Genomic DNA, 12,264 nt, shown 5'->3' with positions numbered 1-12,264 from the left:
TCCTCGAGCTCGAGGTCCTCGACGCTGCCGGCATTCGCCGCGAGGCTCAAGATCGTGTCCTGCGCCTTCGCGTGCAGGATCAGGCGGGTCGAGTCGGCCTTGGGATCGCAGCCNACGATCAGGATNTTTTGTCCCATCTCGGCCAGCGCNGCCAGCGTGTTTTGCGAGGTCGTCGACTTGCCGATACCGCCCTTCCCGTAGAATGCGATCTGCCGCAGTGAAGCCATGTTGCTCTCCATCAACCGATTTGCCAAAGATTGCGCGCTCCTCGCGCGCGAGCTTGTTTCCCTTTTGGGCACACCGGTTGAAGGTAAGCAGAAGATCGCTCGCCTTGCGCGTCTGCGTGCGCTTAGCCCTCACTCAGTGTTGCTGCAGCACAATAGCAATGGCCATGCCAGCGCTGTCCGCGGACCTTTAAGCCACTGATTTCGCCCGACAACTACTCGCGCGAGGACTGATCACGCCAAGTGTTTCGAACCTGACCGGATCTGTGCGGGTGTCGGAAAGGCGACAGCAGCTGGTGCGCGGAACGGAAATTGCTAAGTGGACAACGAATGCGGAGTCGCGCAACTTACGGCCGTTGTTGTCGACAAGACTGTCGGCTGTTCGTTGCGTTGGCGAGCCAAGTTCGGTCAATCGGGCCGCCATGCGGTTCCGCCAGGCCTTGGCATACAAGCACCGCGTGTACACAGCTGGAGAGCAAAAGACTCCTGAAAATCTGCTACTTCGAACTTGATCGCCGAAAATATGCCGGAAACCTCAGGCGGTTTCGGATTGGCCGGCGCCCATCATGGCAGATTCGTGGCCGGACTTAAATTAGGCTGGCGTGAGGTTTTTTCCGCAACCGGCCATTTCAGACGGGGAGAAAACTCGCGGTGTCACAAACGTCCATAGCGCAAGCATCAAAGCTCAACTCGCGCCTCGGCGCGATTTTGCGTTCCACCAGCGGCAATTTTCTCGAGCAGTTCGATTTCTTTTTATTCGGCTTTTATGCCACCGCCATTGGGAAGGCTTTCTTCCCATCTGAGAGCGAAACTGCTTCGCTGCTGAACACATTTGGCGTGTTCTGGTTGGGAGCGTTGATGCGTCCGGTCGGTGCGATCACGCTCGGCGCCTATATCGACAAGATCGGCCGCCGCCAAGGGCTGATCGTAACACTCTCGATTATGGCGGTCGGGACCGTAGTCATTGCATTCTGTCCGGGTTACGCCACCATCGGGATTGCCGCGCCCCTGATCGTTCTGTTCGGACGTCTGCTGCAGGGCTTTTCCGCCGGCGTGGAAGTCGGCGGCGTCTCGGTTTACCTCTCGGAGATCGCGACCCCAGGCAAGCGCGGTTTTTATACCTCCTTCCAATCCTGCAGCCAGCAGGTTGCGATCTTTGTGGCTGCGGTCCTGGGCTATCTGCTGAACGAATTGATCCCGGCTGAGACAGTCGCCGCCTGGGGCTGGCGCGTGCCGTTCTTTTTCGGCTGCCTCATTGTTCCGCTCATCTTCTTCTTGCGGCGAACGCTGGAGGAGACACCGGAATTCCTGGCGATGCAAAAGCATCCGACAGCTCGCGAGGTGTTCACCTCTGCACTCGCCAATTGGCGGATCGTCCTTCTTGGCATGATGATCGCGATCCTGACCACCACGACCTTCTATTTTGTAACGGTCTACACGCCGACATTCGGCAAGAACGTCTTGAAACTGAGCTCTCAGGACGCCCTGCTGGTGACGCTCTTGGTCGCCCTGACGAACTTCATCTGGAATCCAATCGGGGGAGCAATTTCCGACCGGATCGGCCGCAAGCCGGTCCTACTGACGATTGCTGGGCTTGCATTGGTGACAACCTATCCGGCTCTGTACTGGCTGGTGAGCGCGCCGACATTTGCCAAGATGTTGGGAGTGGAAATGATGTTTTCCTTCTACTTCGGCACCTATAGCGGAGCCATGCTGGGCGCCCTCGTTGAGATCGTGCCAAAGCATGTACGCACAACCTGCTTCTCGCTGGCTTTCTCATTGGCGGCCGCCTTGTTTGGCACTTTTACGCCGTTCGTCTCGACCTGGTTGATCGGCCGGACCGAAGACAAGGCCTCGCCGGCTTTTTGGCTGATGTTCGCAGCTGTGCTCGGTATCATCGGCGCACTCGCGGTCTATCCGCGGACACCCAAGCCGTCGAGAGTTAAAAAGCCGTTGCCGCTTGGTCGGGCTCTACCTCAATCCTCCCGAGAAGCCGCCGGTGTTCTGTGTCGATGAAGAGCTAAATCCAGGCTCACGACCATACCAGCGCGGCCTGCCGACGAAAGCGGGCCGCGCTGGCGCCACGACTACAAACGCAATGGCACCACGACCTGCTGGCGGCTCTTAACATGCTGGATGGTAGCGTGATCGAGACCTGCACGCTCCGCCAGGGGGATTGCGAGTTCCTGCGCTTTCTTAAGCCGATAGATCAGCGCCCCCGATCTCGATCTCCACCTGTCTTCGACAACATGTGCTACCCGTGAGTCGCGGCCGTAAAGCGCTGGTTCAAGGCGCATCCGCGCTGTTATTGGCACTTCACACCGACCTCGGCGTCCTTCCTGAACATGGTCGAGCGCTTCTTCGCTCAAGATGACCTGAAACCGAATTCGCGGCGGCGCCTTCAAGAGCGCCGCCGCACTCAAGAGCGCAACCATCGAATACTGGAGCACAATGCCGATCCAGCCCCCGGGCTGAACAAGGTAGGTCTGCAGCGATACTTGTGGCGGCGGGGATCGTAACCCCCAAGCGGTCCGCACTGCGGTTCTGATCTCTTTCGGCCTAGCGCAATAGACGCCGCCGGAATGCATCACGGACGGACCAGCTCCAGCCGCATGAACTCAAAAATGACGCTGACGTCGGCCCGTCTTGCTTCGCATCAGAAGTGCCCTCCAGCCGAGCGAAGTTTTCCATGGCCTTTGCTATCAGCTGCGCATGGGTCAGACGAAAATTCTCCGGCCTCGTATGCAACAGCGCCGGAAAAGGCTTTTTTGAATGCGCAACGAACTGGTTCAGCATTGTCTCATATACAGAGAGGCAATCGGGCGTGATGGGATCACCGCTTGACTTCACGCGGAAGATGGCTTCCGCGGCAATCCTCCCCGAGGCTATCGCAAGGCTCGAGTCTTCATGGCGGACGACGTTGTTCAGTTGGACGGCATCCCCGACTAACACCCAGCCCTCGCCGAAGAGTCGTGGTTTGCCGTTGTATCCGCCTTCGGGGATGAGGTGCGCTGAATAATCATTGGGCTCGGATCCCTCAATTAGCCGCAGCACCGAAGAGTGACGCTTGAAACGCTCTAGGATCCCGTAAGGCCTTTCACCCGCACGCTGAAGGTCGGAAACGAGACAGGCTATTCCAAGTGAGATACAGTCCTTGTTCACGTAAATGAAACCCATGCCGCTCATGCCGCGCGAGATCGTGCCGGTGGTTTCGATCATGACGCCTTCGTCGCGTTTAAGATTCAAACGGGCTTCAATGATCCGCCGCGGCAAAGAATGTACTTGCTTGACAACCAGTGCGACCTCGTGCGGTTTGGGACACGCGCAGAACCCGGCACGCGTGGCGAGCGACTTATTGACGCCTTCCGCAATGACGACCACATCCGCCTGAATAATGTCGCGCTGCCGATCGGTGCGCACGCCAATGACACGACCGGTCCGGTTTTGCGCTAACTCGGTAACGCTGGTCTGGCACAAGACGGTTGCGCCGGCCTCCCTCACCTTCGCGGAGAACCATCTGTCGAAGCGGGTTCGGAGAATGAGATAGCGATCCGGTCGCTTGCCGTTGCAATGGTGGAAACGGTAACGCAGCCCGACATGAGAGCGCTCATCCAGCATCCAGAAGCGCTGCTCGACGAGACGACGTTCGAGCGGCGCGTCCGCCCGGAAATCTGGGATCAGTCCTTCCAGGACTTCCGGATTGAGGATGGCATTCTGGGTGTTCTTTGATCCGGAATATTCGCCGCGCTCGAGCTGCAGCACTTTCATGCCTCGCTTAGCCATGCTCAGCGCAGCGGCGTTCCCTGCCATTCCGGCGCCGACCACGATGGCGTCGAACCTATCTCCGATCATGGACCTCTCCGATTTCGACCCGCACCTTTCTCGCGTCACGGGCGTGCCCCGCCCTCCGCCAGGCGGGCGCTCGGGAAAGCACGAGTTCCTCGGCGCCGACGAAAAGCGGCTGTGAGCGTCGGCAATAGGCCGATCGCATCGGCTACGATCCCAATCTGGGCAAAGTCGAAGATCGGCGCGTTCTTGTCCGTGTTGATGGCGACGATCAGATCGGCTCCCTCCACACCGACCCGATGCTGAATCGCGCCGGAAATGCCGGCGGCGATATAGAGCTTGGGCCGAATGGTCCTACCGGTTTGGCCGATCTGACGGTCCGAGCTAACCCATCCCTTCTGCACCAGCGGCCGGGAGCAGCCATAATCGGCTCCGAGCGCGGCGGCGAGATGACAGACCAGTTGAAAGTTTTCCGGCGATCCCAAGCCCAAGCCGCCGGCAACGACGAAATCAGCATAGGCGAGATTGGATTTGGCGGATTCGCGGTCCGGAACAAACGATAGCACCTTGGTGACGATGTCGTCTTCAACAAGGCCCAGCGGATGGACGATGATGCGGCCGGGATCGCGTGAGACGCGTTTTGGCATCGCCATGACGCGAGGACGGACGGTCGCCATCTGCGGGCGGTAGTTCAAGGTGAAGATCGTACAGAGTAGCGAGCCGCCGAAGGTTGGGCGCGTCGCTGCGAGCGAACCATCAGCATCGACATCGAGCTCGGTGCAGTCGGCGGTCAAGCCGGTCAGCAGTGTGGTCGCCGCGGAGCCCGCGAGATCGCGGCCCAAGGTCGTTGCGCCCAGCAGCAGGATCTCCGGCTTGTAGGTGTTGACGAGATCAGTCAGCGCTTTGGTGTAGGATTCGTTCCGATAATCCGCGAGCACAGGATCGGCCACAACATAGACGAGATCTGCGCCATAGCAGAAGGATTCCACCGCGGCGCCGAAGGTTGCCTCGCCCTCTGTACCGACAACGACGGCGGCGAGATCGACCTTGAGCTTATCGGCGAGCTTGCGGCCCTCGCCCAACAGCTCCCACGAGACGGGATGCACCTTCCCTCGTTCCTGCTCGACAAACACCCAGACGTGTCTGTACGCCTTGAAGTGCTCCGGCAGCTCCTTTTTCGCGCTGGCGCGACCTTGCGCGGGCGTGGCGGGCACTTTCGTCACATTGGTCATGCGAAAATTCTCCAGATCAGGAATCGCGGGCAGAAGCTGCAAGCTCGGCTTCAAGTTTTGGTTGATGCCTGAAAATTTCATCAATCAATGCTCGTTCCGGCTGCTCCGCGGCTTCCACCAGCACCGCCTTCTGCGCGCGCGCAGAAGGTGCGAAGACGCGCTTGACGACGGTTGGCGAGCCCTTGAGACCGCATTTAGAGATGTCCTCGACACCTGCGTTGTGCGCATTCCATTTCTCAATCGGCGACCGTGCGGCCCGCAACGCATCCCGCATAGCTCCGCGGCGAATCTGGTTGGTCGCCTCAAGCATGGTTATGAGACAGGGCAACCTGGTGCGCAGGACTTGGACGCCCCCTTCGGAACGTCGCTCCGCTTCGATTGTGCGTGCGGCGAGATCCACGGTTTGGATCTTGCTGACATAGGTAAGCTGCATCGCATTAAGCCGCTTCGCGATTCCCGGACCGACCTGTGCGGTGTCGCCATCGATCGTCTGCTTACCTGTGAAAATGAGGTCGGGCGGGCCGTATTCCTTGCCAATTTTGCGGATGGCGGTTGCCAGAGCGTAAGTCGTTGCCAGGGTGTCGGCGCCTGCGAAGCAGCGGTCGGTCAGCAATATGGCTCGATCGGCGCCGAAGGTCAGCGCCTTACGTAAGGAGTCTTCGGCTGAAGGGGGCCCCATTGTAAGGACGGTGGTCTCGCCCCCAAACTTGTCGCGCAGCTCCAGTGCCGCTTCCAGCGCGAAAAGGTCGTATGGGTTTATGATCGTCGGCACACCCTGACGCATGATCGTGTTGGTCACAGGGTGCACGCGGATCTGCGCGGAGTCGGGGACCTGCTTGATGCAGACGACAGTATGCATGTGCCTTTCCGGGAGTTACGACAGGTTGCGAGCGAGCTGCAAATGCCGTACCATCCAGAATCATCCGAAATTTCAATTACTTGCTCGAATATCTTGACAGCTCGATGAAGGCAGAACTCCGACATTCGTAGCTAGTCCGACACCGCCATTCAGGCCGCGTGATAAGCGGTTAACATGAACCATTAAGAGCGAGCCCCACAGCAAGGGATGATGAAACAGGGCCGCGGGGCGCGATTCGGGATCGTTGCCCCACGATGGGACTTTGTTGAGCGTGCAGATAGCCTTCCTTTGAAAAACCTCCCAAGCGGCTGAGCGGGAGTCGATTTTTGGAGCGGAACGAGGCTTGAGATTGCAAGCTTGTTGGGTCTGAGGGCCCGAAAGCTTGCAATTCATTTTTTCGACTCCTTCGAATCGCGGGTCATGATTCCGTGGGTGGCATCGGAGGGACCGACGAAACCTAAGGAAACGACGCGACAAGCGACAGAGCAAGACTTACTTACCAGCTCTTCTGCGGCGAAGAGTTCTTCCTGCCCCTTTTGGTCTTTGACCGCTCCTCCGAGACCTGCTGGCGCCAGCGCATGGGCGAAGAGCGGCTACAAGTGTCGATTGGCGGCGAACTTTCCGCACGAATGTGCGTCCAACTTTCCGTAGGTAGCGCCGACTGGGATTTGGAATGAGTCGGTTTTGGCATCGTCATCGGTCTTTGCAGGTTGTCTGCCGCGGCGCAGATCGTGGCCGAGCATCAGGTATGTACAGTCGTGGCTAGTACCGCCAATCCAGTGAACGCAGTTGGCTCATTGGTCAGGTACGACCACCTGAGGGTCGTCGGCCCGCACAGACGTTTGCAGTTGGGCAACATCAACTTCTTGCGCTTCGCCTACTCGAGAAGATTAATCGGACGATAGGTTGGATCCGCGCACCAACGCTGAAATACGCTACTGTCGATTGTCTCGTTGATGTTGACGTCGCTGCCGTCGTCTCGAATATCAGGTTCTCGCCTGATGGTCCGGTAGAGAGGTGGAGAACTCTTGGCATAAAATCAGGTTCAGAACGCCGGTGACTTTTGCTCGCCGGAGCGCTTCCAGCGGCGGGCGGCCCGGCAGGCCGCCTGGACGCCGCGGGCGATGACATGTTCATTGGGATCTTGGGCCTGGAAATAGCCACAGCCCCGGCCGGGCTCGCATCCAGTACGCACGCAGAACTTCCAGCAGTCGCGGCGAAAGCATCGCGTAACGGTCCCTCCCGCCCTTGCCGTTCTCGATGTGGATCAACATTCGGTTGCTGTCGATTGAACTCACCTTCAGGCGGACGACCTCGCCAACCCGTGAGCCAGCCGCATAAGCGTCGCCAGCGCGACGCGGTTGCGCAGTAACCGCGCCCAGGAAGCGCACGATCTCTTCGGCACTGAGGACGAGCGGGAGCTTGTCAGGGTCTGGCCAGCGATGATCCGCTCGAATGCCTCCGCCTGCCCAATAGTCACGCCGTAGAAGAACCGCAGCGCGCAGGCCACCTGATTGATGTGGGACTACGAACGCTTCTGGCCGACGAGATGCAGTTGGTAGGTGCGGGCCTGCTCGAAACTCAGCCGGTCCGGGGCGCAGCCGAAATACCGGCTAAACTTTGCGATCGCATAGATATAGGATTGTTGAGTCGATGGCGACAGATCGCGGACCGTCATGTCCTCGATCATGCGCTGGCGAAGAGGCTTCGTCCCAGCCATCTGGGTCTCCTGTCTTGAAAGGGGTGGTGCGAAGACCAACATCCTCTCAGATAGCGCAGCTCAGTTGAGCAGGCTTGCCTCCACTCCGGCGTAGCGGGTTCGTTCAATCGTAGGCGAGATCATTGCGGAATAGTGGGCGACGCCGAGCGGAATCCGCAGACCTTCATCGACCTGCACAATAAAAAGAGTCCGCGGACCAGATTTTGGCTTCCGTCAGAGGTTTCTACCACAAAGCTGAGCAGACACTATGTGGCGAACTTTAGATTCACGTGACTAGGGTGTCTGACATACTGTACCAGCTTGAGGTAATTGTCTGCGATGACTGGTGAGCGGATGGAAGACGCTGCGTCTTGAAGGAAGGCATTCAGAGTCCGACGAGCGCGAATGCGGCTTTCGAATGATAGCTGTGCCGGCGCGCGAGTACGGAGAGTTGCTAATTCGGCACTGACTAGGTCGGCCGCGGCTGTGGCACAATCTGAGGCGGCGAAGCAGCCAGCAGACAAGACAGCTTGTGCCAGTCCTAGTGTGGTGAGCCACCCCGCATAGATTAGCACGGCACCGTCCGTCTCATTGAGCGCAGAGACTTCCTCAATCGCAGCAGCATGGACCGGCGCCGCACCAAGAGACCGAAAAAGATCGGCTATTTCGTCACGTGTGGCTCTAGAGAGAAGGCAGCGGCCGAGATGCGATAGGAGCGTCTCAGTTGGACCTTCGAAGATGCGGAGAATGCGAGCGTCACGATAGATTTTAGCTACAGGCGTCCCCTCATCGTAACCACGGCCACCTAAGAGTTGGACGCATTGATCAGCGACGAGGCCGCACCACTCCGATGACAAAACCTTCGTTGCCGACGCGAGGTGGACATTGGGCGCGCCCTGCGCTGAGACAAGTCGGCAGGATGCACCCAGCATTGCCTTCACTACTTCCCGCCGGAGTACCATGCGTGACCTTTAGGCCAGGAGCCTGCCTATCGACGAGTACACCAACGAGACGACCTTTCGCATCGGAACCAGAGGCTCGCGCAAAGCAAACGATCCAACGAGCCCAGTCAGCGAGGCCGGTCCAAATTTTGCGGCCAGAGATGCGAACCCTATCTTCGTGCATGAAAGCCGAAGCCTCTATATGCCGCGGGGCAGAGCCAGCTCCAGGCTCCGTCAAGGCGAAAGCGCACAGGTCGCCGCGTGTTGCTCCCCATATGAGATGCCTTTGTTCAGGGATGTGCGGCGCCGCTTCGATGAATGCGTCGGCAAGGACAAGGCTTCGGCGCTTATGAATCCGGCGTCAAAGTGCCGGCGATCTGGAACCATTTTGGCGATCTTTTCTCGATCCTGGCAATCGGAGTGCGGAATCCCTCGGGGTCGACCAACACAAGCGCGGTTGGGCGACTATTCGCCTAAACTGCGGCCTCAAGCCAAACCTTGTTCAGAACCGCTTGATCTCGATACCGTATCTCCTGAGGGCATAACCAATTTGGCGCGGGGTCAGGCCAAGCAGCCGCGCCGCCTTTGCTTGTACCCAGCCCGACCTTTCCATCGCGCTGATGAGAGCGTCGCGATCGATTAGCCTCGCGCCACCGACGAGCGGTGTAGCGAAAGGAGTCGGCGCTGCCTGCTCGTTGCCGACCGGCGGGACCGCAGGTGCAACTGGCTTAGCGACATCAACCGGCGGTATGGCCGGACTCGCTGACGTGGCTAGAATGGGTTTGGCATGCGGTGCTATGTCGTCGGATCCGCTTTTCCACAACATCGCAGAAAGGCACTGGCCGTGGCAGCAGGCAAAATCGTTTCTGACGATCCATGGTCCGGGCGCCAGAGTCGCTGTGCGCTCCACGCAGTTTTCGAGCTCGCGGATATTGCCCGGAAAACCGCAGGTCATGAGCACTTCAATCGCACTTGAATCGAAACTCAGGTTACGGCCGTTCTTGCAGTTGAAATTCTTGAGAAACTCGGTAGCGAGCATCGGAACATCAGCGCGCCTTTCGCGCAGGGGCGGCAGCAGCAAAGGAACCACGCTGATGCGGTAATAAAGATCGGCCCGAAATTCGTTCCTTGCGACCGCCTCTTCGAGGTTCTTGTTAGTGGCGGTAATCACGCGAACATCAACCTTGATGGTCTGGTTGCTGCCGACGCGCTCAAATTCCTGCTCCTGGAGCACACGGAGCAGCTTTGCCTGGAAGGAGGCCGAGATCTCGCCGATTTCGTCAAGGAACAGCGTACCCTTGTCGGCGAGTTCGAACCGGCCTTTGCGTGAACTGAAGGCGCCGGTAAAAGCCCCCTTCTCATGTCCGAACAATTCCGATTCCAGCACCGTCTCAGGCAGCGCGGCGCAATTGAGCTTGACGAAGGCCCGCTTGGCGCGCGCCGACTGCTCGTGAATGGCTTTGGCCGCCAGCTCTTTGCCAGTCCCGGATTCGCCGCGCAAGAGAACCGTGCTGTTCGATTTGGCTACGACCGCGATCTGGTCGAGCAGCCGACGCAGAGCCGGGCTGTCGCCAATGATCCCGTTGACATGAACCTTCTTACGCTCCCGCGCAGGCTGCTTGAACTCCGATAGCTCCTTTTGCAGCCGTTCTTTCTCAGCCATCAGCCGCTCGCGGTCCCTGGCGAACAGGCGATGCAGCTTCACTGTCCGCCCTACGAGCTGAGCGACCATCGTAAGTAGCCGGACGTCGCTATCGAGCCGGATGCTCGACCTGGTATCCGGGATACGGTCGACGGTCAGCGTACCCACGACTTTCGGCTCGATGCGAATGGGAACGCCAATGAACGACACTGGTGTTCTGTCGGAGGCCCCAAGGAGTTCGATATCCGCGGGATCGAAGGCTGAATGCAGGGCTACGTTCTCGGCGGCGAGCGGCATGGCCGTCGCCACAATTTCGTCGATCGCCCTTTGCGGCAGCCAGTTTTGATAGCGCTCATCGGAACCTTCGCCCAAGCCGGAGCCGACCGTGATCCCAGCAACGCCATCATCCTCGAACAGAGAGATAATGCCATGACGCATCTGCACAAACGATTGCAGAAGACGGACGACATTGGCCAGGGTGACTTCGAGCCGGCAGGTGGCGGTAAGCACTCTGGAAATCTCGAAGATGCCGGTGAGTGCGGTCTCGTCCAAGTGCTCAGCAGTCAGCTTGTCGTCAGTCTCGGAGGTTAAGCTGGTGCATTCGCGTACGGAGGCGATGCGCAAGGTAACGACCTCTCCGTTGTTCTGATCACGCTGCCTGTCATGTTCTTCGGATTTGCGAGCATTGGGTTGCATGTCATCCTCGATCCGCGCTCAGTTCACGGGATGGCCTCGAGGAATATCACGCATTTATGACGTTGTGGTAAAATATTACCCACATTTACAATTTGTTATTTGTTTCTTCGCGCGCAATGGCGCGGATCGGGGTGACCAATTCGGCGCGGCCGGTTTTCGCTCCAGCGGCTGCCGATCACAGGTGCTGGCCCCCATTAATGGGCAGCTCGCTCCCTGTGACATAGCTCGCTGCATCCGAGCACAGAAAGAAGATCACTTTTGCAACCTCTTCCGGTGTGCCCACCCGGCGCAGTGGAATGTTTGGCACAAGGCGAGCTTCTGTATCCGGCGATAAAATGTCCGTCTTGATTTCTCCCGGTGCGATCGCATTCACGCGAATGCCATGCGGTGCATAATCGTGCGCCATTTCGCGCGTGAGACACGCTAGCGCAGCTTTCGAGGTGGCATAGGCACTACCGGCAAACGGGTGTACCCGCGAACCCGCAATCGAGGTCACGTTGACAATCGAACCTTGGGCGGCTTGCAACTGCTCGAAGAGCCCTTGCGCAAGGAGAATGGGCGCCACCAGATTGAGGTGGAAGACCCTCATCCAGGTCTCGACCGATGTCGTCAACGACGTCAGTCGTGCGCCGTCCGATGTCTTCGGTGACATACCCGCATTGTTGACCAATGCATTCAACGGTGCGCCCGCAAGACGGTCTTTGATCTCGGCGATAGCACGCGGGAGCATCCTATGATCGCTGAGGTCGACCTGGATATGATCCAGGGTGCCGCGGTCCCATGGGCACCGCTCGCCGTCGAACGATTGGCGCGCGCAGGATATGATGCGCCAGCCCGCTTCCAAAAACAGCTTTGCGGTGGCGTGACCAATGCCGCGCGAGGCCCCCGTCAAAAGCAAGGTCTTCCGTGTTCCCTGGTGGACGCCGGCTCTATCGCTGTGAAACGGACAGCCCGCCTCCTTGGCCGATGCTGGAGCGGTCGTCATATATTCCTCGTTCAGATCGAGACTCAAGCTTCCCTCAGATTCTCACGCTCGTTCGCGACCGGCGCTGCAGGATTTGGGCCAGTCTTATTCTGGACGAACGCTCGCGATTTTGGGATTAGATGTAGCGTTCTCTATCTGCTTGGTAGGTTTCGGACATGCGCCTCGGTTCGGTTTCGGACAGCAGGATACGACCCACCACG

General features: G+C 58.7%; 10 protein-coding genes and 2 pseudogenes. 2 read left to right on the top strand and 10 right to left on the bottom strand.

Annotated features, from left to right (window positions below; translation table 11 throughout):
• Nucleotides 1-227, bottom strand: a 227-nt coding sequence (locus F758_RS44385) for an AAA family ATPase (protein WP_157450114.1), incomplete at its 3' end; no start/stop codon positions are given.
• 648 nt (nt 228-875) lie between these two features.
• Here F758_RS44385 and F758_RS0122865 point away from each other — a divergent pair.
• Nucleotides 876-2,240 (top strand): MFS transporter, encoded by a 1,365-nt coding sequence (locus F758_RS0122865; RefSeq protein ID WP_024510051.1) that lies wholly within the window; start codon nt 876-878, stop codon nt 2,238-2,240.
• 543 nt (nt 2,241-2,783) lie between these two features.
• On the opposite strand, the gene F758_RS0122855 is transcribed toward F758_RS0122865, so the two are convergent.
• The 5 genes from F758_RS0122855 to F758_RS51960 form a co-directional block, all read right to left on the bottom strand.
• Entirely contained in the window at nt 2,784-4,076 is a 1,293-nt protein-coding gene (locus tag F758_RS0122855; RefSeq protein ID WP_024510049.1) for an FAD-binding protein, read from the bottom strand.
• 35 nt (nt 4,077-4,111) lie between these two features.
• Complete coding sequence (locus F758_RS0122850; RefSeq protein ID WP_024510048.1) at nt 4,112-5,242, bottom strand: electron transfer flavoprotein subunit alpha/FixB family protein; 1,131 nt, start codon at nt 5,240-5,242, stop codon at nt 4,112-4,114.
• Nucleotides 5,243-5,258: 16 nt separating this feature from the next.
• Nucleotides 5,259-6,101 (bottom strand): electron transfer flavoprotein subunit beta/FixA family protein, encoded by an 843-nt coding sequence (locus F758_RS0122845; RefSeq protein WP_024510047.1) that lies wholly within the window; start codon nt 6,099-6,101, stop codon nt 5,259-5,261.
• Nucleotides 6,102-7,234: 1,133 nt separating this feature from the next.
• On the bottom strand, nt 7,235-7,399 hold the full coding sequence (locus F758_RS51965) for a site-specific integrase (RefSeq protein WP_245286562.1): 165 nt from the start codon (nt 7,397-7,399) through the stop codon (nt 7,235-7,237).
• A gap of 227 nt (nt 7,400-7,626) precedes the next feature.
• Nucleotides 7,627-7,821, bottom strand: coding sequence for a phage integrase N-terminal SAM-like domain-containing protein (locus F758_RS51960; RefSeq protein ID WP_024510045.1), 195 nt, complete (start codon nt 7,819-7,821; stop codon nt 7,627-7,629).
• 132 nt (nt 7,822-7,953) lie between these two features.
• Here F758_RS51960 and F758_RS53345 point away from each other — a divergent pair.
• Nucleotides 7,954-8,084 (top strand): annotated as a pseudogene (locus tag F758_RS53345) (IS630 family transposase); the annotation flags it as partial.
• On the opposite strand, the gene F758_RS53340 reads toward F758_RS53345, so the two are convergent.
• From F758_RS53340 to F758_RS0122810, 4 genes and pseudogenes are all read right to left on the bottom strand, one after another.
• Nucleotides 8,067-8,762, bottom strand: coding sequence for an acyl-CoA dehydrogenase family protein (locus tag F758_RS53340; protein WP_084305593.1), 696 nt, complete (start codon nt 8,760-8,762; stop codon nt 8,067-8,069). The pseudogene F758_RS53345 and the gene F758_RS53340 sit on opposite strands and share 18 nt — an antisense overlap.
• Before the next feature lie 10 nt (nt 8,763-8,772).
• Nucleotides 8,773-8,979 (bottom strand): annotated as a pseudogene (locus F758_RS53335) (acyl-CoA dehydrogenase family protein); the annotation flags it as partial.
• Nucleotides 8,980-9,243: 264 nt separating this feature from the next.
• The gene (gene nifA, locus F758_RS0122815) at nt 9,244-11,079 is read right to left on the bottom strand and encodes a nif-specific transcriptional activator NifA (protein ID WP_024510044.1); all 1,836 of its coding nucleotides are present in this window, start codon (nt 11,077-11,079) and stop codon (nt 9,244-9,246) included.
• Between the two features lie 175 nt (nt 11,080-11,254).
• Nucleotides 11,255-12,091: an SDR family oxidoreductase gene (locus F758_RS0122810; protein WP_024510043.1), complete on the bottom strand. Its 837-nt coding sequence runs from the start codon at nt 12,089-12,091 to the stop codon at nt 11,255-11,257.
• Nucleotides 12,092-12,264: the final 173 nt, after the last annotated feature.

Source organism: Bradyrhizobium sp. ARR65 (assembly GCF_000472385.1).
Lineage (GTDB): Bacteria > Pseudomonadota > Alphaproteobacteria > Rhizobiales > Xanthobacteraceae > Bradyrhizobium.
The sequence above is the reverse complement of the archived record's forward strand: the minus strand, read 5'-3'. Positions and strand labels throughout refer to the sequence as shown.

What these genes read in the sequence shown, in the direction of transcription:
- F758_RS0122855 (WP_024510049.1), bottom strand. Translation starts at nt 4,076, where the DNA reads ATGATCGGAGATAGGTTCGACGCCATCGTGGTCGGCGCCGGAATGGCA.
- F758_RS0122850 (WP_024510048.1), bottom strand. Translation starts at nt 5,242, where the DNA reads ATGACCAATGTGACGAAAGTGCCCGCCACGCCCGCGCAAGGTCGCGCC.
- F758_RS0122845 (WP_024510047.1), bottom strand. Translation starts at nt 6,101, where the DNA reads ATGCATACTGTCGTCTGCATCAAGCAGGTCCCCGACTCCGCGCAGATC.
- F758_RS51960 (WP_024510045.1), bottom strand. Translation starts at nt 7,821, where the DNA reads ATGGCTGGGACGAAGCCTCTTCGCCAGCGCATGATCGAGGACATGACG.
- F758_RS53340 (WP_084305593.1), bottom strand. Translation starts at nt 8,762, where the DNA reads ATGGTACTCCGGCGGGAAGTAGTGAAGGCAATGCTGGGTGCATCCTGC.
- nifA (WP_024510044.1), bottom strand. Translation starts at nt 11,079, where the DNA reads ATGCAACCCAATGCTCGCAAATCCGAAGAACATGACAGGCAGCGTGAT.